The sequence below is a fragment of the Massilia sp. LXY-6 genome (genome assembly GCF_051233485.1).
Lineage (GTDB): Bacteria > Pseudomonadota > Gammaproteobacteria > Burkholderiales > Burkholderiaceae_D > Telluria.
In genome coordinates this window covers 1-22626 of record NZ_JBKFGF010000065.1, presented here as the reverse complement: position 1 = coordinate 22626, position 22626 = coordinate 1, and the positions used below count along the sequence as shown (strand labels likewise).

Here is a 22626-nt window from a genome sequence, read left to right as displayed (position 1 = left end):
TTCAACATGAACGTCCATCAATTCCTGCTGATCTTGCTTGCTCGAAAGAAGATCATCCTGTCGACCCTGCTGGTGACGGTCGCGCTGGCCCTGGGTTGGAGCTTAATCCAGAGCAAGACTTACAAGGCGACGGCCTCAGTTCTGTTGAACTACAAGGGTGTGGACCCGCTGACCGGCCTGACCATGCCGGGCCAGTTGTTGCCGGGCTACATGGCCACCCAGATCGACATCATCAGCAGCAAGAACGTCGCGCTGCGGGTGGTCGATGCGCTGCACCTGGCCAGCAGCCCGGCCGTCATCCAGCAGTTCAACGAGGCCAACGAAGGGCGCGGTAGCGTCCGCGACTGGCTGGCCGACCTGCTGTTGAAGAAGCTCGAGATCGTACCGTCGCGCGAATCCTCGGTGGTCGAGATCAGCTTCAAGGGCGCCGACCCGGCCTTCGCCGCGGCGGTCGCCAACGCCTTCGCCGACGAGTACCAGAAGATCACCGTCCAGCTCAAGACCGAGCCGGCCAAGAAGGCGTCGTCGTATTTCAATGAACAGACCAAGCAGCTGCGCGACAACGTGGAAGCGGCCCAGGCGCGCCTCTCGAAATACCAGCAGGAAAAGGGCATCGTCAGCCTCGACAACAACCGCGTCGACGTCGAGCTGCAGCGCCTGAATGAGCTGTCGGCACAGCTGGTCGCCGCCCAGAGCGCCGCGATGGAAGGCAATTCGCGCCAGGCCGCCGCCGGCTCGGCCCTGAGCTCGCCGGACGTCGCCAACAATGCCCTGATCCAGCAGATGCGCGCCAACCTGGCCACCGCCGAAGGCAAGTTTGCCGATACCTCGCAGCGCTACGGCAAGAACCACCCGCAGTACCTGGCCGCCCAGGCCGAGCTGAGCAAGGTGCGTGGCGAGCTGAACGCTGCCCTCGGCACCGTCTCGCGCAGCGTCGGCGCGAATGCCCAGGTGATGCGCCAGCGCGAATCCGAACTGCGCGAGGCCGTGGCCCAGCAAAAAGCCAAGGTGCTGGAGCTGAACCGCGCCCGCGACGAGCTCGGCGTGCTGCTGAAGGATCTCGACAGCGCCCAGCGCGCCTTCGACGCCGCCTCGCAGCGTTTCTCGCAGACCCGCATCGAAGCGCAGTCCGAGCAGTCCGACATCTCGCTACTGAACCCGGCCGTGGCGCCGACCCAGCCGTCCGGCCCGCGCGTGCTGCTGAATACCCTGATCGGCATCCTGGCCGGTACCGTGCTCGGCGTCGGCCTGGCCCTGCTGCTGGAACTGCTGAACCGTCCGGTGCGCTCGCCGTCCGACGTCAAGGACATGCTGGGCATCCCGGTGCTCGGCACCATCGAATGGAAACCGGCGCGTGGCCGCGTGGGCGGCATCCGCTCCCTGATGACGCCGCGCCGCCTGCTGCGCCTGAACTAATCGAGGACTTACCATGAATTCTCCGATGCTATCCGCCGTTCCCGCCGACCACGCCGCCGAAATGAGCATGGGCGCGCTCCTGCTCGATTCCGGCAAACTCAATCCGGAAGATGCCGAACGCGTGCTGCGCATGCAGAAGGAAACCGGGATCCGCTTCGGCGAAGCGGCCGTACGCCTCGGCCTGGTAAGCGAGGACGACATCCAGCAGGTGCTGGCGCGCCAGTTCTCCTATCCCTACCTGCAGAAAGGGCAGGCCGGCCTGTCGCCCAAGCTGATCGCCGCCTACGAACCGTTCTCGCCCCAGGTCGAATCGCTGCGCGCGATCCGCAGCCAGCTGATGCTGCGCTGGTTCGCGCGCGGACGCCGTGCCCTGGCGATCGTCGGCGTCGACCAGGACGACGGCGCCGCGCTGTTCGCGGCCAACCTGGCGATCGTGTTCTCCCAGCTCGGCGAACAGACCCTGCTGGTGGACGCCAACCTGCGCGCACCGCGCCAGCAGGATGCGTTCGCGATCAAGCCGCGCCAGGGCCTGTCCGACCTGCTGGCCGGGCGCGCCGACCTCGACGTGATCGCGCGCGTGCCGGCCTTCGTCGACCTGTCAGTGATGCCGTCCGGGACGCTGCCCCCGAATCCGCAGGAACTGCTGGCACGCGAAGGCTTCCGCAACCTGAACACCATGCTCGAGAGCCGCTACGACGTCGTGCTGTACGACGTGCCGCCGTTCCAGGCCGGGGTCGACGCGATCGCGGTCGCCAGCCGTGCCGGCGGCGCGCTGCTGGTCACGCGCAAGAACTACACCCGCATTTCGCACATCGGCCGCACCGCCGAGCACCTGGTCGACGCCGGCTGCGAGATCCTCGGTTCGGTGGTGATGGAGTTTTAAGATGAACACGCTGGCCATTCGTACGATGCGCTCTTTCCGCGCTGCGCTGCCGGAATGGTGGCCAATCCTGGCCGGCCTGGCCGTGCTGTTCGTACCGACCTTCTACGACCTGTTCACCGGCCCCTGGGTCGGCGAAGAGCAGGGTCACGGCCCGATCATCTTCGGCCTGGCGCTGTGGCTGATCTACCGCAAGTGGCCCGAGATGCTGGAGGCGACCACGCCGCCGCGCAGCCACTGGGCCGGCTGGCCCATCCTGGTCGTCGGTCTGCTGGCGCACATGCTGGGCCGCTCCCAAAAGATCCTGATGCTGGAAGTCCTGTCGATCATCCTGGTGATGATGGCGGTACTGCTGGTCAAGCGCGGCGGACGTTCCCTGCGCGTGCTGTGGTTTCCCTTCTTCTTCATGATCTTCATGGTGCCGCTGCCCAGCGAATTCGTGGCCGCGGTGACGATGCCGATGAAGATGGCCGTATCCTGGGCCACCGAGCACGTCCTGTTTGCCTTCGGCTACCCGATCAGCCGCTCCGGCGTGATCCTGCAGATCGGCCAGTACCAGCTGCTGGTGGCGGACGCCTGCGCCGGCCTGCAGACCCTGCTGACCCTGGAAGCGCTGGGCCTGTTCTACCTGAACCTGATGCGCCACCCCTCGGCCTTCCGCAACATCGGCCTGGCCCTGTTCATCGTCCCGATCTCGTTCTCGGCCAACGTGATCCGCGTGATCGTGCTGACCCTGATCACCTATTACTACGGCGATGCGGCGGGGCAGGGCTTCCTGCACGGCTTTGCCGGCATGGTGCTGTTCGTCACCGCGCTGACGCTGATCCTGTCGATCGACACGGCCCTGCAGTGGTATATCCGGCGCAGGGAAGCGGCCGGCATGCCGCTGCGCACCAAGGAGGCCGCATGAAGCCGAAGCTCGACCGCCGATTCGTCGCGAGCGTGGTGCTGGGCGTGGCGATGGCCGGCACCACGGCCCTGACCGGCGCCCTGACGCCGACCCAGAAGGTCGCCGACGCGCGCGCCAATTTCAACCTGGAGGCGATGATCCCGACCAGCTTCGCCGGCTGGACCGTCGACACCAGCGTGGTGCCGCTGACGCCCGACCCGACCCAGAAGGAGCTGATCGCCGCGCTCTACGACCAGACCCTGTCGCGCACCTACGTGAATGCCCAGGGACAGCGCGTGATGCTGTCGATCGCCTACGGCGGCGACCAGAGCAAGCAGCTGCAGTTGCATCTGCCCGAGGTGTGCTACGTGGCCCAGGGCTTCGACATGGTCAAGGACCGCCGCGACGAGCTGGCGACCGGTTTCGGCAATGTCCCGGTCAAGCGCCTGGTGGCGCGCCAGAACGCGCGCAACGAGCCGATCACCTACTGGGTCACGATCGGCGACAAGGCCGTGATGTCGGGCCTCGACCAGAAGATGCAGCGCTTCGTGTACGGCCTGTCGGGCCGGATCCCGGACGGCATGCTGGTGCGCGTCTCCACCATCGAGGCGGACGAGGGCAATGCCTACAAGGTCCAGGACCGCTTCGTCAACCAGATGCTCGACGCCGTCGATCCGCAGGCGCGAGCCCGGCTGATGGGCGCGGCCACCAAGCACGGATAAGGCGCTTCGATGGATACCCTGATTCTTTACGTCTATTCCTCGCTGCCCTTCATCGTCGTCGCGCTGCTGTGCGTGCTGGCGGTGGCCGCGGCCGGCGTCGGGATGGTGCGGCCGCGCTACCTGGCCTACGGCTACCTGCTGGTGTTCTTCCTCAAGAACTCGACCAACTACGGCTCGCTGGCAACCATGGGCACGCCCGGCATCTACACCCGCGGCTCGGGCGTGCTGCTGTTCCCGCTGCTGTTCTGGATGATGTTCGCGTTCTGGGCCTGCGCCCGCGTGTCGTCCACCTTCCAGCGCCAGCCGGCCCCGCCGTGCAACCTGCGGCCCTGGTTCCTGGGCTGGTTCGTGTTGCTGCTCGCCCACGTGGCGGCCGGCCTGTTCATGGACGTCAAGCTGGCCGATATCGTGGCCGTGTCCGGCTTCTCGAACATCGTCTGGATGGCGCCGCTGGTCTCGCTGCTGGTGCTGTCCTTCCGCACCCGCGAAGACGCGGTCGAGCTGTCGCGCTTCATCATGCTGGCCGGCCTGGGCCGGGCGATGTTCGGCCTGGTGCGCTGGGCCGTATTCAAGGGCGACCCGAACAATGTGTACGCCAACATGAACGCGATCAAGATCAAGCTGACCTTCTTCGACATCAACGACAGCCTGCTGTGCACGATCGCCTTCGCGATTGCCGCCGTCAACCTGTTCCAGATCGTGAAGACCCAGCGCTCGTCGTTCTGGCGCCTGGTCGAATGGGCGACGCTGGGCGCGACCGCGATCTGCGTGGTGCTGTCCTACCGCCGCAGCGCCTGGATCGGCTTCGTGCTGGCCGGCCTGATCGTCATGATGCGCTTCCCGATGCAGCGTCGCATCCAGCTGATGGTGCTGGGCACGCCGGTGGTCGGCGCCGGCCTGCTGGTCGCGGCCTTCCGGCGCCTGGGCCAGACCAAGGGCGCCGGCCACGGCCTGTCCAGCCTATTCTTCGACATGCAGTCGAAGCGCTTCGGCAGCGAGAGCGAACGGGTGATGGAGCTGAAATTCGCGCTGGCCGATTTCTTCTCGCATCCGCTGACCGGTATCGGCACCTGGGGACGCTACGCGGGCTACGAGCAGATTTCCTGGCAGGCCGGCCAGGACGGCGGCCTGTTCCTGCACAGCGGGGTGCTGCACATCGCTTTGAAGGCCGGCCTGCCGGGCCTGATCCTGCTGGGCGGGACGATCTGGGCCTTCTGCGCCTTCACGCGCCGGGCCCTGCGCACCGTGCCGCCCGAGCTGCTGGGCCTGGCGACCGCGGGTGCCGCCGGGCTGGCCTTCATGCTGCCCGACCTGCTGGTCGGCACGCCGTTCCCGCAAGTGCGGACGACCCAGATGCTGGCGATCTGCCTGGCCCTGCCTTACGTGGCGATGGCAGTGAGCCGCGAGCGCTCGGCCGTCCAGGCGGAACTGGAGAGGAAGCGCGGCCACGTCAACCTGGTGCCGGCGCATGCCTCCGTCTGAGCGCAGCCCAAGATGACTCTCAGCCTGCTCCGCAATGCCTTCTCGAACCTGCTCGGCGCCGTGATCCCGGCGCTGGTGGCGCTGGGCACCGTGCCGCTGGTGGTCAAGGGGCTCGGCGACGCCAGCTACGGCGTGTATTCGCTGGTCACCGCCATCGTCGGCTATTTCGCGGTCATCGACATCAACGTCACCGCCGGCTCGGTCAAGTACATCGCCGAGTTCAATGCCCACCAGGACCGCGACCGCATTAACGAGACCGTGTTCTTTGGCCTGTCCGTGTACGCGCTGCTCGGCGTGCTGGGCGGCCTGGGCCTGTTCTTCGGCGCCCACTTCTTCGTGACCCGGGTGTTCTCGGTGCCGTCGGCCCTGGTGGGGGAGGCCGTCGCCACGCTCAAGCTGGCGGCGCTCGGCTTCTTCCTCGGCCAGCTGCAGAGCTACCTGAACAGCATTCCGCAATCGCTGATGCGCTACGACATCGCCAGTCGCATCGAGATGGTGTTCGGGACCGGCGTGCCGCTGCTGACGGTGGCCGTGCTGATGCTGGGCTACGGCCTGTTCGAAGTGATCCTGCTGCGGGTGCTGACCAGTGCCGTCAACTGCGCGGTGCTGTGGCGCTGCATCCGGCGCCTGCTGCCGGACCTTGCCTGGCGCAAGCCGGGCGCGGCAATCCGGCGCGAGCTGCTGGGCTTTTCCGCCTATTCTTTTCTCTCCCGCTTCGCCACGCTCTCGTATGCGTATGCGGACAAGCTGATCATCGGCGCCCTGGTCGGCGTGACCGGGCTGGCCTACTTCACGGTCGCCTCGACCCTGGCGAACCGCATCCTGAGCCTGACCTACCGCTTGTCCGGCGTGCTGTTCCCGGCCGCCAGCGCGCTGGCCGCGCGCGGCGAAATGGAGCGCCTGCGCACGCTGTACCTGAAGGCCAGCCGCTATGTCGTGTTCATCAATGCCTCGGTGCTGGTGCTGGTGGCCGTGTTCTCCTACCAGATCCTGTATTACTGGATGAACCCGCAATTCGCGCGCGCCGGCCAGGTGGTACTGGCGGTGATGGCGCTGTCGCAGTTCATCGATTCGCTCACCAGCCTGCCGTCCCTGGTGAACGACGGCATGGGCCATCCGCGCTTTTCCGGCATGTTCGCGCTGGCGCGGGCGGCGTTCGGCCTGGTCGTGGTCTACCTGGGCGTGGACGGCTGGGGCATCGCCGGGGCGGCCTGGGGCCACTTGATCGCATCGGTGCTGCTGACCTGCGCCTTCCTGGCCGCCGTGCATGGCCGCACGGTGCCGGCACGGCTCGGCGACCTGGCGCGCCAGGCCTACCTGCCCAGCGTGTTCGGGGTCGGCCTGGTCGCGCTGCTTGCTGCCGCGGGCAACCGCCTGTTCGACGGCGGGCCGCTCGACCTGATCCTGCTGGTGCTGCTGACGATGGCGCTGCTGTTCGCCTGGGGCATGCTGTTCGTGATCGAGAAGGACGACAAGGACCTGGCCTGGACGCGTGTAAAAGGTCTATTGTCGATGAGGAAAACGGTTTGAAGATCCTGATGGTTTCCGAGGATTTGCCGGGCACGCAGATCGGCGGCCTTGGCAAGCATGTGGTCACACTGTCGAACGCTTTACTGGAGCAGGGGCACGAGGTCGACATCATGGGGCGCAGCGACCGCTTCCATGCGGACAGCGCCTCCGAGATCGGCTTTCGCGGGCGCCTGCTGCCCGGCTTCGGCTTCGAGCGCCCCGGCTGGAAGGAATCCCAGCTCGGCTTTTTCAACCCGCTCAAGCGTCCCTGGTTCGCGCGCCGGGTGGCGCGCGCCCTCCTGCGCGTGGCCGGCAAGTACGACGTGGTGCATTACCACGGCCACCTGCCGATGGCGGGACGCTATGTGCCCGAGGGCGTGAATTTCGTCCAGAGCCGCCACGACCAGGGCAGCGAATGCGTGATCCACCTGCGCTTCAAGCAGGAGCACGTGTGCGAGACGCGCGACGTGCGCGACTGCGCGGCCTGCATCCATCCGGCGCCGAACGGGTTGCGCCGCACGGTGTCCGGTCTCGCGGTGCGGCGCTACCGTTCGGAGACGGCCGAGTCCTTCGCGCGCCACAAGACGGTGTTCGTGTCCGACTTCCTGCGCCGCGCTTTCCTGCGCGCCGTGCCGGATGCCGACCTGTCGCGCGCGCGCGTGATCCACAACTTCATCCGCTATTCCCACCTGCGCGAGCATGCGGCGGCGCCGCACGAGGTACGCGCGGGGGAGGTGATGCTGGTCGGGCGCATCGATTCCGGCAAGGGCTTCGGCGAATTCCTGGCCCAGGTCCAGGGCTGGCTGCCGCCGCATGCGCGCGTGACCATCATCGGCGACGGCCCGCTGCGGCCAACGCTCGAGGCGAAATACGCCGGCCCGCAGGTGCGCTTCCTCGGCTGGCAGCCGTACGACGAGGTGATCCGCCAGTCGGCGCGCAGCCACGTGCTGGTCGTGCCGTCGGTCTGCGAGGAAGCCTGTTCCACCACGGTGCTGGAAGCGCTGGCGCTGGGCAAGCAGTGCCTGGCGCTGGCGCGCGGCGGCACGCCGGAGCTGGCGGCCTACCAATACTACGATGGCCAGCTGCGGCTGGCCGAAACCATGCCGCGGCTGGTCGAGCGGCTGGTCGAGCTGCTGGGACGTGCGCCAGTGACGGTGCCGCTCCCGGCTTCCTTCCCGATGGACGTGTCGAGCGCCATTCCCCGCATACTGGACTTCTATGCAGAATAATATGACCAACAAGCCTACCTTCTCGATCGTCACCTGCACCTGGAACAGTGCCGCCACCCTGGCCGATACCCTGGCCTCGGTGCAGCGCCAGACCTGCCAGGATGTCGAACACATCTTCGTCGACGGCGGTTCCACCGACGGCACGCTGGACCTGATCGCCGCCTATCCGGGCCGCAAGCGCGTGCTGCGCGACGTCGGCGGCGGCATCAGCCGCGCCATGAACCAGGGTATCGAAGCGGCCACCGGAGAATACGTGGCGCACCTGCACTCGGATGACTACTATGCCAGCGACGACGTGCTGGCCACCGTGGCCGAGCGCTTCGCCAGCGAACGCGTGGACTGGGTGTTCGGCACCGTGCAGGTGCTGAAGGACGGAGAGTTGATTCCGCCGTATCCGATGCACCCGTTCAGCTACACCTCGTTCGCCGCGGGACGCGCCTCGGTACCGCACCCGGCCGTGTTCATCCGCCGCAGCGCCTTTGGCCGGGTCGGGATGTTCGACGAGAAGCTGAAGTACGCGATGGACATCGATTTGTGGCTGCGGCTGGGACGGGTCGCACGGCCGGCCACCGTGGACCGTCCGCTGACGATCTTCCGCGACCATGCGGGCAGCGTGTCCTCGGCCAACAAGATCAAGGCGCGCCAGGAAGAATTCGAGGTGCGGCGGCGCTACATGAAGCAGGCGCCGCTGGCTTTTGGTATGTATTGTCTGCGTTACATGAAGCGCATGCGGGCCTTGCAGGCCGAGGCGGCGCACTGAGCGGGGTGGGAATGTAAATTATGGTAGATCCGGCAAGTTTGCCGGATTGCTCTCAGAGTTTCCAGACTATCTTTCCAGTTAAAAAACGAGCCTTATATTCCTGAAAATATTGCTTTTGCCGAGGCGTCCATACACTCGTTGGATTTCGGCGATCGACGAGAAAAATCTTTGATTTCTAAGGGAAATTTTCCGCAAATCAATTGATGTGCGGTACTATTATTCGGAACTGATAAGTGCTTGTTGCTCACAGCAGCACATATCGCCGAATTCGCCTGGCGCCACGCCGACGGGTCATCTCTTGTAAGTCTTAGTTAATATTCTCGGAGCTCCCACATGAAATTTCATCGGAAAGGAATCGTCCTCGCGGTCGCCCTGACGTCGCTATTTTGTTCGTTCAGCGCGCGTGCTGACTGGGCGCAATCCACCGATCCACTCGTCGTCCAGCCGGCACCGGCCAACGGCCAGGTGCAGGCACAGAATCCGCCCGGCTTCGCCTGGGCGCGCTACCCGACCGGTCCGGCTGCCTACGAAATCGAGATCACGCCGGTCGGCGGTTCGCCGGTGAAGGCGACGGTCGACCGTAACTGGTACCTGCCGACCAAGGCCCTGGCGCTCGGCAACTACACCTGGCGCGTGCGCCCGGCCGGCTCGACCGACTGGTCGGCCCCGCGCGCGTTCTCGATCACCAACAAGTCGGACCTGTTCGAAGTGCCCGACAACGCGACCCTGCGCGCACGCATCTCCGCCAAGCCGCGTCCGCGTTCGCTGCCGTCGACCACCACGCCGTACTCGCTCTGGAACACCGCCAAGAAGACCGAGCTCGATCCCTACCTGAGCCGCCTCATGAACGAAGTCAAGCTGCAGGCGGGTGCGCTGCCCGACCTGAGCGACGCACGCTGGCCGATCGCGATCACCTCGCCGCTGACCGCGCAGATGGCCGCGCAGCAGACCGACATACGCAACAAGGTCAACGAAGCGAGCCGCCAGCTGGAAGCGGCGGCCCTGCTGTGGCGTATCAAGAAAGATCCGATCTACCTGAACGAAGCGATCAAACGCGGCGACCAGCTCGCCTCGCTGACCCCGACCGGCCCGACCAGCTACGCCAACCAGGACCAGGCCACGCGCCAGATCGCGCTGTCGCTGATCAAGGCGATCGACATGCTGCCGGGCGACCTCGATGCTGCCCGCCGCAACCGCTGGCTGGACATCGTGCGCGTGCGCACCAACGAGATGTTCAACAACCTGGCGGGCGACAACGGCCGCCTCGACCAGTACCCGTTCGACTCGCACGGCAACACCCTGATGATCTTCATGTCGCTGATCTCGAGCCTGGCGCTGGACGACATCCCGGATGCCCAGAAGTGGTTCGATTTCTGCTTCCGCGCCTACGTCAACACCCCGTCGCCGTGGGCCGGTCCGGAAGGCGGCTACGCCAACGGTACCGCGTATGCCGAATACGCGGCCGGCTACATGGTCGCGCTGTGGGATGCGATCAACCAGGCGACCGGCGTGAACATGTACGCCAAGCCCTGGACCCTGGGCTTCCTCGACTTTGCGATGATGCTGACCCCGCCGGGCTCGAAAGTCCACGCCTTCGGCGACGGTTCCGAGACCATGCCGGACCCGCGTGTGTTCCGCCCGTTTGCCCAGCGCATGGTGAACCCGCGCGCCAACTGGTACCAGGCGAACCTGATTGGCGGCGTCGACGACGGCATGACCCTGCTGGAAGCGCCGTATCCGCTGCCGATCGTCGGCAACAAGGTGTTCAGCCCGCCGTCGAATGAGGCCTACTACCCGAGCACCGGCTGGGTGGCGATCCACAGCGACATCGGCAATACCAACCGCAGCTCGTTCTATTTCAAGTCGAGCCCCTACGGTTCCTTCAACCACAGCCATGGCGACCAGAACGGCCTGCTGCTGTCGGTGGCCGGCCAGCCGCTGCTGGTCAAGGCCGGCTGGTACGACTGGTACGGCTCGCCGCTGTGGACCGACTGGTACCACCAGACCAAGTCGCAGAACGCGATCACCTTCGACGGCGGCAAGGGCCAGCTGGTGGACGGCTACCGCGAGCAGCTGCAGCGCAACGGCAAGATCACCGGCTGGGCCGTGAATGCGAACTACGACTTTGCGGAAGGCGACGCCACCCCGTCCTACGGCGGTCAGCTGACGATGGCCAAGCGCCAGATCTGGTACCTGAAGGCCCAGAACGCGATGCTGGTGCGCGACAAGCTGTCGGCCGTGGTCCCGCACACCTACGAGTTCAACATCCACGCCCCGACGGTGATCACGGTGGAGAGCCCGTCGAGCGTGAAGATCGCGGCGGGTGGCCAGTCGGTCTGCCTGCGCGACCTGAACGGCAACGCGCCGTTTGCGACCTGGACCGGACCGGCCCCGAAGGCCGGCGTGACCGAAAGCCACGGCGCCTTCTACCTGAAGAACGACGGCAAGTCGGTCGGCGAGTTCCTGGTCCTGATGGACGTCGGCTGCAAGCGCCCGGCCGTCAAGGTCGCGGCAAGCGGCACCGGCCGCACCGTCACCGTCGGTACCCAGAGCATTACGCTCAACTGAGCTGATCAACTAAGCCGATCAACTGATCCGAACCGGAGCAATCCGCGCGCCGTGCTACACTCGGCGCGCGGCCCGAAGTCCTTCGCAGGCAGGCGCCGCGAAGGACTTTTTTTTCGCCCGTACGTCCCCCATGAAACAGGTATTCCTCATCGCCGCGCACAAGGACCCTCACCAGCTGAACGCGCTGGTCGAGCAGCTGCGCGACGAGGATTTCCTGATCTACGTCCACCTCGACGCCAAGGGTGCGATCGACCCCGCCGAGGTCCACCCGGCCGCGCGGCAGATAGCCGAGCGTGTTGCCGTGCACTGGGGCTGCTTCAGCCAGGTCCAGGCGACCCTCAATTCCCTGAAGCAGATCGTGGCCGAGGTGCCCGACTTCGACAAGGTGCTGTTCCTCAGCGCCCAGGATTTCCCGCTGCTGTCCAACCCGGCCCTGAAGGCCGCGCTGGCCGGACTGCGCGCACACGAGCTGCTCGACACCGTGGCGATCGGCCGCGAGCCCGGGCAGTGGGCGGCCGACTACCGCTACCAATATTTTTACCGAAACGAGGCCGGCAAGGCGGGGCGCCTGGCCTGCTCGCTGGCGAACCGCGCGATGCGCGCCTGCGGCACCACGCGGCGCCTGCCGGGCGGGCTCGCGCCCTACGGCGGCTCGTCGTGGTGGGCGCTGTCGCGCGACTGCGTGCGCGAGCTGCTGGAGCGTGTCCGGCGCGAGCCCGGCCTGGTGCGCTTCTTCCGCAGCGTGTCCTGCCCGGACGAGATGTTCTTCCAGACCCTGGTGATGAATTCGCGTTTCAGGGAGCGCGTGCTGCCCGAGAATTTCCGCTACATCCAGTGGCCGGAGCAGGGTGCGCGCAATCCCAAGGTCCTCGACGAGCACGACTTCGAGCGCATCGCCGCCTCGAAGGCCCATTTCTGCCGCAAGATCGACAGCCGGGCCAGTGCGGCGCTGCTGCCGCGGCTGCTCGCATTGCGACAGTAAACGCGCGTACGGTTGGCCTCCGCGTGGGCACAGGGTGCCCACCCTACGTTAGAATCGGCTTCCAACGTTGTGCATCCTGCAAGGAATCCATGCCGAGCCAGCCGCCAGAATCGACGCTGTCGATTGCCTTCATCGTCCGCGATCCATTGCCCCCGATCCGCGCCGACGTGCTCACCCTGTTCGGTGCCGAAATGCCGCGCTACGGCGTGCGCACTGAGCTGGTGGGACAGGGCGGGGCCGATGCGCCCGGCTCGCCGTGGCCGGCCGGCGGCATGCATGTGGTGGGCAGCCTGCGCTCGCGTTTCGCCAGCGTCTGCTCGCCGCTGTGGGATTTCCTGGGCCTGTGCCGCGCGCTGCGCGAAAAACGTCCGGACTGCCTGCAGGTGCGCGACAAGATCGCCAGCGGCGTGCTGGGCCGCGTCATGGCCGCGCTCCTGCGCGTGCCCTTTGTCTACTGGATGTCCTTCCCCATCGTCGAAGGCTTCGAAGTGCGGCGCGACGACATCGCGCGCCAGGAGCGCGGCCTGAAGGGGCGCCTGAAGTGGGCCGCGCACGCGCTGCGCGCTTGGGCTTCGCGCCTGGCAATCTACAAACTGGTGCTGCCGGGCGCACGCCACATCTTCGTGCAAAGCGATGCGATGGCCGACTGGCTGAGCGTCAAGGGCTTCGACCGCGCGCGCATGACGGCGGTGCCGATGGGCGTCGACGCCGCGCTGTTCGACCGTAGTAGCGTCGCGCCCGTTGATGACGCGCGCCTGGACGGGCGCCGGGTGGTGCTCTACCTGGGGCGCATCGCGCAGTCGCGCAAGTCCGACTTCCTGCTCGAGGTCGCCGCCGAGCTGCGCAAGACGATGCCGGAAACCCTGCTGGTGATCGCCGGCGATGCGCCTTCCGATGACGAGATGGCCTGGATGCGGCGCGAAATCTCCGCACGCGGCCTCGACGACCACGTGCTGCTGACCGGCTGGCTGCCCCAGCGCACGGCGCTCGGCTACGCGGTGCGGGCCGAGGTCGGACTGTCGCCGATCCCGCGCGGCACCCTGTTCGACGTCTCCTCGCCGACCAAGCTGGTCGAATACCTGGCGCTGGGCATCCCCAGCGTCGCCAACGACATCCCCGACCAGCGCCTGGTCATCGACGAGAGCAGGGCCGGGCTATGCGTGCCGATGGAAGCGATGGCGTTCGCCGCCGCCACCCTGCAGTTGCTGAACGATGCCGGGCTGGCGCGGCAGTTCGCGATGCGTGGTCCAGCGTACGTTAAGAGCCACCGCACCTATGATATTCTCGGCAGGAATGTTGCAAGAACTTACAAAAAAATCCTGACGGAGTAAGCCTCGACGATGTGGACCCATTCGCTCAAGTTCTCCCTGCGTTCGCTCGGGCGTGAGCTGGTCCGTAACCTGTGGGGACGCCTGTTCGTCTATCCGCTTCTCGCCAGGAACGAGCGCTCGCGCGAGACCTTGGCCCGCTATGTGGCGCAGCGCGCCGCGAAGGCCGGCGTCGCGCTCGACGGTGACCCGTTCACCCTGCCGCGCGTGGCGCCCGGCACTCCGCTGCTCACCAAGCAGGAGCTGCGCCAGCATCCCGAACGCCTGCTGCGCCCGCGCCGCTTCGGCTCCCTGATCCGCACCACCATCAAGACCAGCGGCACCTCGGGCACGCCGCTCACCATCGTGCAGTCGCTCGGCAATATGGTGCGTGAGGAAGGCTTCGTCTACCGCCAGTTGCGCTGGATCGGCTGGCGCCAGGGCCAGCCGCGTGCCTGGATCCGCGGCGACATCGTGTGCGCCGACCACCCGCGGGACGAGCGCTACTGGTGCCGCGACTGGGTCGGCAATATGCTGATGATGTCCTCGTATCACCTGTCGAACGACACCATCGGCGCCTACATCGACGCGCTCGAACGATTCGAACCGGTCGTGATCCACGCCTACCCGTCCTCGATCGCGGCGCTGGCCGCCTGGCTGAACGCGCGCGGGCGGCGCTATGCCGGCAAGGCCTTGCGCGGTGTGATGACCTCGTCGGAAACGATGGAGCCGGAGGTGCGCGCGGCGGTCGAGCAGGCCTTCGGCGTACGCGTGTTCGACTGGTACGGCCAGTCCGAGCGGGTGGCCGCGATCGGCACCTGCGAGCACGGCAGCTACCATGTGCTGACCGACTACAGCGGCGTGGCGCTGCTGGAAACGGACAAGCCGGACGCCTGGGAGCTGGTCGGCACCAGCCTGAACAACCTGGCGATGCCGCTGCAGCGCTACCGCACCGGCGACACCGTGGTTCCCGGCGACGAAAGTGAAAACAAGGCGTGCGCCTGCGGCCGCGTCTTCCCGACCATCAAGACCGTGCTGGGACGCCAGGAAAAAGTCATCACCCTGCCGGACGGCCGCATGATCGGGCGCCTGGACCGCATCTTCCAGGGCCACGACCGCCACCTGGTCGAGGGCCAGGTGTCGTACCGCGGCAACGGCCGCTTCGTGCTGCGGGTGGTCGCCGCCGCAGGCTGGAGCGAGGCGGACAGCCGGGCCATGGTCGACAAATTCCTGCTGCGCGTGCCCGGCGTCGAGGTGAGGGTGGAGCAAGTCGCGGCCATTCCACGCGGGCCGCGCGGCAAATTCGAGTTCGTTGTTGTCGAGGAGGAAGGCGAACTGTGCGCACCACGGGAAATTCATGATGTATGATCGAAACATTGCCCGTTTAATAAGAGCGTGAATTTTGTTACAACAGCAAACGACGAAGCAGGGGAGTAAGGCGTGAAAGCGCCGGCACCACGGGTACTGATGGTCGGCACCGCACTGGAAGGCAAGGGCGGGGTGGCGGCAGTCGTCTCTGTGTTGCGCCAGCATGGCTTGTTCGAGCGTGAGCGGGTGCGCTACGTCGCCACCCATCGCGAGGGTTCGAAGGCCGAAAAGGCGAGGGGCGCCCTGTCCGGCTTCTGGAACACCGTGCTGGCCTGCGTGCGCCAGCATCCGGCCGTGGTGCACGTGCATGCGGCCTCGCGCGCCAGCTTCGTGCGCAAGTCGATCGTGCTGCTGATCGCCCGCCTGGCGGGCTGCAAGACCATTTTTCACCTGCATGGCGGCGGCTTTCGCCAGTTCGCGACGGTCGAGGCCGGCGCCTTGATGCGGCGCTGGATCCGCCACACGCTGGAAGCCAGCTCGGTGGTGATCACGCTCTCGAACGGCTGGGCCGAATTCGTGCAGTCGTTCGCGCCGGCGTCGCGGGTCATGGTGCTGCCGAATTCGGTGCCGCTGCCGGCGCCACTGTCGAACGACCGGGAAGAAGCGCAGCGCATCCTGTTCCTGGGCCGGCTCGAAGCGGCCAAGGGCGTGTTCGAACTGCTGGCCGCAGGTGCCCGCCTGGCGCCGCGCTTCCCGGCGCTGCGCCTGGTATTCGGCGGCGAAGGCGATGCCGACGCCATTCGCAAGCGTGCGGCCGAGCTCGGCATTGGCGAACGCATCGAACTGCCCGGCTGGGTCGGTCCGCGCGAGCGCGACGCGCAACTGGCGCGCGCCGCCGTGTTCTGCCTGCCTTCGCATGCGGAAGGCTTGCCGATGTCGATGCTGGAAGCGATGGCATCCGGCACGGCGGTGGTCGCCAGCAGCGTCGGCGGGATCCCGGAAACCATCGTCGACGGCGACAACGGCCTGCTGGTGCCGGCGCGCAACGAGGAAGCGCTGGCAAGAAAGCTGGAACAGGTATTGGGCGACGAGGCCCTGCGCACACGGCTGGCAGGACGTGCGCGTGCAACGATTGAGCAACATTACTCAACCGAGGTGGTGTGCGGAAAACTGTCCGCGCTCTACCGTGAATTGGCGGGGACATAATAATGAGCGAAGCGACAGGGATGACTTGGCTGGTGAACCGTTTGCGCTGCATGTCGATGGCCGAGGTCGGCTACCGGATCCAGCAGGCGGCGGTAAAGGGCGTGGCGAAACGGGTGCGACCGCGCGCCGCGCCGCCCTTGCCCCGCGCTCGCACCTTCAACGTACCCGGCGCCCCGGCGATGAGCGCGGCCGAGCGCGAGCTTCTCCTGGCCGACGCCGACAGCATCTGCGCCGGCCACGTGGTCCTGTTCGCCGAGCGCCGCTTCGACGTCGGCATGCCGCCGCTGTGGAACCGCGATCCGGAAAGCGGCGTCACCGGACCGGCCATCTACGCCGGCGACATCGCCATCACCAACCGCGAACTGGTCGGCGACATCAAGCACGTGTGGGAGCTGAACCGCCACCTGCACCTGGTGCGCCTGGCCCAGGCCTGGGCCGTGACCAACGACGTCGCCTGGCTGCACGCCCTGCACCAGCAGCTGCGCAGCTGGCTCGACCAGTGCCCGCCGCTGACCGGCCCCAACTGGACCAGCTCGCTGGAGATGGGCATCCGGCTGATCAACTGGAGCCTGGTCTGGCAACTGGTCGGCGGCGAAAACGGGAGTGAAAACGGCAGTGGCCTGTTCGCCGGCGAGGACGGCGAGCGCCTGCGCGCCGACTGGCTCGACTCGATCCACGCCCACTGCAGCGCGATCGCGCGTCACCTGTCGCGCCACTCCTCGGCCAACAATCACCTGATCGGCGAACTCGCCGGCCTGTACGTGGGCGCTTCGGTCTGGCCCTGCTGGAAGTCGTCCGGGGCCTGGCTGGAACAGGCCCGGCGCGAACTCGAACACGAGGCCCAGGCCCAGTTCTCGCGCGACGGCGTGAACCGCGAGCAGGCCTTCGCCTACCACATCTTCTCGAGCGAATTCCTGTTCGTCGCCGGCCTGGTCGGCCAGGCCTGCGGCCATCCGTTCTCGCGTGCCTACTGGACCGGCCTGCAGCGCGCGCTGCGCTTCCTGCGCTCGGTGCGCGACGTCGGCGGCAACGTGCCGATGGTGGGCGACGCCGACGACGGCATCGTGTTCCGCCTCGATGCGCCGGGCGGCGACCGCGCGGCCCAGCTGCTGGCCCTGGGTGACGCGGTGCTGCGGCGCCAGGAACCTTCCCACATCGGGGTGCGCTGGCTGCTGCATGCGCTGCCGGGCAAGCGCCCGGAAGCCGATCCGCACGAATCCGAGACCGGCTGGGCGTTCCCGGATGGCGGCTACCTGCTGTTCGGCTCCCACTTCGGCGAAGCCAGGGAAATCAAGGGCATGGTCGACTGCGGCCCGCTGGGCTACCTCGGCATCGCCGCCCACGGCCATGCGGACGCGCTGGCGCTGAACCTGTCGGTCGGCGGCGAGGAATGCCTGGTCGACCCCGGCACCTATTCTTATTGGCAGGAACACAAGTGGCGCGACTACTTCCGCGGCACCTCGGCCCACAACACGGTACGCATCGACGGCCTCGACCAGTCGGTGTCGGGCGGGCGCTTCATGTGGCTGAAGAAGGCCAGGGCCCGCATCGAGCGCATGCCGCAGTCGCCCCACGAATTCGATTTCCGCGGCTCGCACGACGGCTACGAGCGCCTGGCCGATCCGGTGCGCCACATGCGCAGCGTGCGCTTCGACGCCGCCACCTCGAGCCTGGTGGTGCGCGACGAGTTTGCCGCCAAGAAGCACCACCAGGTCGAGCTGTTCTGGCATTTCGCGCCCGGTTTGAGCGTTCGCCTGGACAGCTCCGGCCTGCACGTGCGCGGCAAGCGCTTCGCGCTGCAGATGCATGCGCACGGCGCCGACCTGAAGCTGGAACTGGTGCGCGCCAACGAAAATCCGCCGCTGGGATGGTATTCGCGCTGCTACGAATCGAAGCAGCCTTGCGACGTGCTGAAGATCAGCACCGTATCGTCCGCCGTCCCAGTCGAGTGCAGGTTTACAATAACGTTTTTTTAATACCCCGCAGTCGCAGTACTTGTTTTTATATTAATTACTAGGGAATTGGTTCATGCTTATTTATCTGGTTGCCGGCGCCCGGCCCAACTTCATGAAGATCGCCCCGATCGTCCGTGCCTTGCAGGCACAGACCTCGAGCACGCTGTCGTACAAGATCATCCATACCGGCCAGCACTATGATCGCGAGATGAACGACGTGTTCTTCGAAGAACTCGGCATTCCGCAACCCGACGTCTTCATGGCCGCCGGCGGCGGCAGCCATGCCCAGCAGACCGCCAAGATCATGGTCGGCTTCGAGGAGCTGTGCGTCAACCAGCGTCCGGCTGCCGTGCTGGTGGTGGGCGACGTGAATTCCACGCTGGCCTGCTCGATCGTCGCCAAGAAACTGAACATCCCGGTCGCCCACGTCGAGGCCGGCCTGCGCTCGGGCGACATGACCATGCCCGAAGAAATCAACCGCCTCGTCACCGACAGCATCTCGGACTGGTTCTTCGTCACCGAACCGGCCGCGCTCGAGCACCTGCGCCGCGAAGGCAAGCCGGAATCCGCGGTCCACTACGTCGGCCACGTGATGGTCGACAACGTGCTGTACCAGGCCGACAAGCTGGCCCGTTCCGACACCTCGGCCTTCGACACCAGCGCGTACAAGCAAACGCAACAGGCGCGCAAGGACACGGGCGGACGCTACGGCGTGGTCACGCTGCACCGCCCCAGCAACGTCGACGATGCCGAAGCCTTCACCCGCATCGCCGGCGCGCTCAAGGAAATCTCGAACGAGCTGCCGCTGATCTTCCCGGTGCACCCGCGCACCCGCGCCAACATCGACAAATTCGGCATCGACCTGGGGCCGAACATCACCCTGGCCGGCCCGCAGGCCTACATGGCCTTCCTGAACCTGTGGAAGGATGCCGCCGTGGTGCTGACCGACAGCGGCGGCCTGCAGGAAGAGACCACCGCGCTGGGCGTGCCCTGCGTGACGATCCGCGAGAACACCGAGCGCCCCGTCACCGTCGACGAGGGCTCGAACGTACTGGCCGGGACCGACCCGGCCGCCATCATGCTGGAGGCGCGCAAGGTGTTGCGCGGCGAAGGCAAGCAGGGCCGCCGGCCGCACCTGTGGGACGGCAAGGCGGCGGAACGTATCGTCGAGATCCTCGCAAAGGAACTCAACGTTGAATAAAGGATGAACAGATGAGCGAACGCATCACACTGATGGGGTGCTCCATCGACAACCTGTCGATGGAGGAGACATTGCAGACCATTGAGGGTTTCATCCAGACAGGAAGGCCCCATCAGCATGTGGTGGTGAACGTCGACAAGCTGGTCAAGGCCAGCCGCGATCCGGACCTGCGCCGGATCATCAACGACTGTGCGCTCATCAACGTGGACGGCATGCCGGTCGTGTGGGCTTCGCGCCTGCTCGGCAAGCCGCTCAAGGAAAGGGTCGCCGGCGTCGACCTGTTCGAGGCGCTGATGCGCCGGGCAGGGGAGAAGGGCTGGCGGGTGTTCCTGCTGGGCGCGAAGGAAGAAGTGGTCAGCAAGGTGGCCTCCACCTATCAGCGCAAGTATCCGAGGCTGGTGCTGGCGGGCTACCGCAACGGCTACTGGAAGGGCGAGGCGGAAGAAGCGCAAGTCGTGGAACAGATCCGCGAAGCGCGGCCCGACCTGCTGTTTGTGGCGATCAGTTCGCCGAAAAAAGAGCAGTTCCTCGGCCGCTACCAGGGCGAGATGAGGATTCCGTTCGCGATGGGCGTGGGCGGCACCTTCGACGTGGCGATCGGCCACGTGAAGCGGGCGCCGGTGTGGATGCAGAAGTCGGGCCTGGAATGGTTCTACCGCTTCCTGCAGGAGCCGCGTCGGATGTTCCGCCGCTATTTCATCGAGGACATGGCGTTCGTGTGGTTGCTGATCAAGGAAGCCGCCAGGCGTTCGCCGCAATAACACCAGGCAGGGATACGGCGGCCATAGAAGCCGCCGCATGAATAAAACGAAGACGCCAGCCGGGTGATCAACCCGGTATGGCGACAGGCATAACTTTTACGAAAGCACACATCAATGAAGATTCTGGTTACAGGCGGTATGGGTTATATCGGTTCGCACACCGTGGTCGAGCTGCAGAATGCGGGCCATGAGGTCGTCGTGGTCGACAACCTGTCCAACGCCAACCGTTCCGTGCAGGAGCGGGTGACTCGCATCACGGGGAAGGCTTTCGAGTTCGTCGAGGCCGACATCCGCGACCGCGCGGCGATGGAAGCCGCGTTCGGCGCGCACAAGGTGGACGCCGTGATCCACTTTGCCGGCCTGAAGGCGGTCGGCGAATCGGTGGCGCAGCCGCTGCGCTACTACGACAACAACGTCTCCGGCAGCGTGGTGCTGTTCGAGACCATGGCCAAGTTCGGCTGCAAGACGCTGGTATTCTCGTCGTCGGCCACCGTGTACGGCGACCCGGCCTCGGTGCCGATCCGCGAAGACTTCCCGCTGTCGGCCACCAATCCCTACGGCCGCAGCAAGCTGATGATCGAAGACATCCTGCGCGACCTGTTCAAGGCCGAACCGGACTGGCGCATCGCGCTGCTGCGCTATTTCAACCCGGTGGGCGCCCATGAAAGCGGATTGATCGGCGAGGAGCCGAACGGCATCCCCAACAACCTGGTGCCCTATATCGCCCAGGTGGCCAGCGGCCAGCGCGAGAAGCTGTCCGTGTACGGCGGCGACTACCCGACCCCGGACGGCACCGGCATGCGCGACTATATCCACGTGGTCGACCTGTCGATCGGCCACGTCAAGACCCTCGACAAGCTGGTCCAGGGTCCGGGACTGCATACCTATAACCTCGGCACCGGCAATGGCAATAGCGTGCTGGAAATGATTCACGCCTTCGAGAAGGCCAGTGGCAAGCCGATTCCCTACCAGATCGTAGACCGTCGCCCCGGCGACATCGCGAAATGCTACGCCGACCCGACCCACGCTCGTGAGGAGCTCGGTTGGACGGCGCAGCGTGACATCGCGCAAATGTGCGCCGACTCCTGGCGCTACCAAACTACCCCAAAATGAGCATGAGGACCGAACCATGAAAGCGATGATTCTTGCAGCAGGCAAAGGCACCCGCGTACGTCCGCTGACCTATGACCTGCCGAAACCGATGATCCCCGTGCTGGGCAAGCCGGTCATGGCTTACCTGATCGAACACCTGCGCAAGCACGGCGTAACCGAAATCATGGTCAACGTCAGCCACCTGCACGAAAAGATCGAGGAATACTTTGGCGAGGGCGAGCAATTCAACGTCCAGATCGGCTATTCCTTCGAGGGCTACACGAAGGAAGACGGCGAAGTCGTGGCCGTGCCGATCGGTTCGGCCGGCGGCATGAAGAAGATCCAGGAGTTCGGCGGCTTCTTCGACGACACCACCATCGTCCTGTGCGGCGACGCCCTGATCGACCTCGACCTGAAGGCCGCGCTGCTGGAGCACCGCCAGAAGGGCGCGATGGCCACCGTGATCACCAAGGAAGTGCCGTGGGACAAGGTCTCCAGCTACGGCGTGGTGGTCACCGACAAGGATGGCCGCATTACCCAGTTCCAGGAAAAGCCGAAGCAGGAAGAGGCGCTGTCGAACTTCATCAGCACCGGCATCTACATCTTCGAGCCGGAAGTCATCGACCTGATCCCGTCGGGCGTGGAATTCGACATCGGCTCCCAGCTGTTCCCGCTGCTGGCCGAGAAGGGCATGCCGTTCTACGCCCAGGGCCGTCCGTTCAACTGGCTGGACATCGGCAGCGTCTCCGACTACTGGGAAGTGCTGCAGAACGTGCTGACCGGCGAGGTCAACCACATGGACGTGCCCGGCATCCAGATCGAGCCGGGCCTGTGGGTCGGCCTGAACACCAGCATCGACTGGAACGGCACCACGATCAAGGGCCCGGTCTACATCGGCTCAGGCGTCAAGATCGAGGCCGGCTCCACCATCATCGGCCCGACCTGGATCGGCCATGGCAGCCACATCTGCGAGGGTGCCGAAATCGTCCGCAGCGTGCTTTTCGAATATACTCGCGTGTTAAATGATGTAACGTTGCACGAAATGATAGTCTTCAAGGACTACAGCATCGACCGTGCCGGCGAGATGAAACATTCGTCGGAATACACCTCGGACGAATGGCTGAATGCCCGCGATCGCCGCCGCAGCCGTCGCAAGGACGGCGCGGAAGAGACAGATAACAATTTAGAGAAAATTAGCGCATGAAAATCTATCCAGTCATCCTCTCCGGCGGCGCCGGTACCCGCCTGTGGCCCTTGTCGCGTGCCATGATGCCCAAGCAGCTTTTGCCGCTGGTTAGCGACAAGACCATGCTGCAGGAAACCGCGTTGCGGGTCCGCGGCTGGCCGGGGTTGATGGCA

General features: G+C 65.8%; 19 protein-coding genes. All 19 read left to right on the top strand.

All coding sequences use genetic code 11. The annotated features are described in order from the left end of the window. Positions 1-6 precede the first annotated feature (6 nt). Complete coding sequence (gene epsF, locus ACI48D_RS23610) at positions 7-1416, top strand: chain length determinant protein EpsF (RefSeq protein WP_435573680.1); 1410 nt, start codon at positions 7-9, stop codon at positions 1414-1416. Between the two features lie 13 nt (positions 1417-1429). Continuing rightward, the gene (gene epsG / locus ACI48D_RS23605; protein ID WP_047823270.1) at positions 1430-2299 is read left to right on the top strand and encodes a chain length determinant protein tyrosine kinase EpsG; all 870 of its coding nucleotides are present in this window, start codon (positions 1430-1432) and stop codon (positions 2297-2299) included. Between the two features lies 1 nt (position 2300). Beyond that, positions 2301-3206 (top strand): exosortase B, encoded by a 906-nt coding sequence (xrtB, locus tag ACI48D_RS23600; RefSeq protein WP_435573679.1) that lies wholly within the window; start codon positions 2301-2303, stop codon positions 3204-3206. Beyond that, positions 3203-3907 carry an exosortase-associated protein EpsI, B-type gene (epsI, locus tag ACI48D_RS23595; RefSeq protein ID WP_435573678.1) on the top strand — a complete coding sequence of 235 codons (705 nt, stop codon included), beginning with the start codon at positions 3203-3205 and terminating at the stop codon, positions 3905-3907. Before xrtB ends, epsI begins: the two co-directional genes overlap by 4 nt. A gap of 9 nt (positions 3908-3916) precedes the next feature. Next, positions 3917-5389, top strand: a complete 1473-nt coding sequence (locus tag ACI48D_RS23590; protein WP_435573677.1) for an O-antigen ligase family protein — start codon at positions 3917-3919, stop codon at positions 5387-5389. Between the two features lie 12 nt (positions 5390-5401). Further along, complete coding sequence (locus ACI48D_RS23585; RefSeq protein WP_435573676.1) at positions 5402-6919, top strand: oligosaccharide flippase family protein; 1518 nt, start codon at positions 5402-5404, stop codon at positions 6917-6919. Next, entirely contained in the window at positions 6916-8127 is a 1212-nt protein-coding gene (locus ACI48D_RS23580) for a glycosyltransferase family 4 protein (RefSeq protein WP_435573675.1), read from the top strand. The genes ACI48D_RS23585 and ACI48D_RS23580 overlap by 4 nt, the downstream gene beginning before the upstream one ends. A gap of 1 nt (position 8128) precedes the next feature. Continuing rightward, positions 8129-8887, top strand: a complete 759-nt coding sequence (locus ACI48D_RS23575; protein ID WP_435573674.1) for a glycosyltransferase family 2 protein — start codon at positions 8129-8131, stop codon at positions 8885-8887. Between the two features lie 333 nt (positions 8888-9220). Beyond that, positions 9221-11455 (top strand): DUF4962 domain-containing protein, encoded by a 2235-nt coding sequence (locus ACI48D_RS23570; RefSeq protein WP_435573673.1) that lies wholly within the window; start codon positions 9221-9223, stop codon positions 11453-11455. A 130-nt stretch (positions 11456-11585) separates the two neighbouring features. Then, positions 11586-12437 (top strand): beta-1,6-N-acetylglucosaminyltransferase, encoded by an 852-nt coding sequence (locus ACI48D_RS23565; RefSeq protein WP_435573672.1) that lies wholly within the window; start codon positions 11586-11588, stop codon positions 12435-12437. 89 nt (positions 12438-12526) lie between these two features. Next, entirely contained in the window at positions 12527-13768 is a 1242-nt protein-coding gene (locus tag ACI48D_RS23560; protein ID WP_435573671.1) for a glycosyltransferase, read from the top strand. A 9-nt stretch (positions 13769-13777) separates the two neighbouring features. After that, on the top strand, positions 13778-15112 hold the full coding sequence (locus ACI48D_RS23555) for a phenylacetate--CoA ligase family protein (protein WP_435573670.1): 1335 nt from the start codon (positions 13778-13780) through the stop codon (positions 15110-15112). Between the two features lie 72 nt (positions 15113-15184). Next, on the top strand, positions 15185-16258 hold the full coding sequence (locus tag ACI48D_RS23550; RefSeq protein WP_435573669.1) for a glycosyltransferase family 4 protein: 1074 nt from the start codon (positions 15185-15187) through the stop codon (positions 16256-16258). A 2-nt stretch (positions 16259-16260) separates the two neighbouring features. Beyond that, entirely contained in the window at positions 16261-18234 is a 1974-nt protein-coding gene (locus ACI48D_RS23545; protein ID WP_435573668.1) for an alginate lyase family protein, read from the top strand. 52 nt (positions 18235-18286) lie between these two features. Then, positions 18287-19414: a non-hydrolyzing UDP-N-acetylglucosamine 2-epimerase gene (wecB, locus tag ACI48D_RS23540; RefSeq protein WP_435573667.1), complete on the top strand. Its 1128-nt coding sequence runs from the start codon at positions 18287-18289 to the stop codon at positions 19412-19414. Positions 19415-19425: 11 nt separating this feature from the next. Further along, complete coding sequence (locus ACI48D_RS23535; protein WP_435573666.1) at positions 19426-20175, top strand: WecB/TagA/CpsF family glycosyltransferase; 750 nt, start codon at positions 19426-19428, stop codon at positions 20173-20175. Positions 20176-20289: 114 nt separating this feature from the next. Then, positions 20290-21288, top strand: coding sequence for a UDP-glucose 4-epimerase GalE (gene galE, locus ACI48D_RS23530; protein WP_435573665.1), 999 nt, complete (start codon positions 20290-20292; stop codon positions 21286-21288). A 16-nt stretch (positions 21289-21304) separates the two neighbouring features. Then, the gene (locus tag ACI48D_RS23525) at positions 21305-22471 is read left to right on the top strand and encodes a sugar phosphate nucleotidyltransferase (RefSeq protein WP_435573664.1); all 1167 of its coding nucleotides are present in this window, start codon (positions 21305-21307) and stop codon (positions 22469-22471) included. After that, positions 22468-22626: sugar phosphate nucleotidyltransferase (locus ACI48D_RS23520; RefSeq protein ID WP_435573702.1), on the top strand; the 159-nt coding region annotated here is incomplete at its 3' end. The genes ACI48D_RS23525 and ACI48D_RS23520, both read left to right, overlap by 4 nt.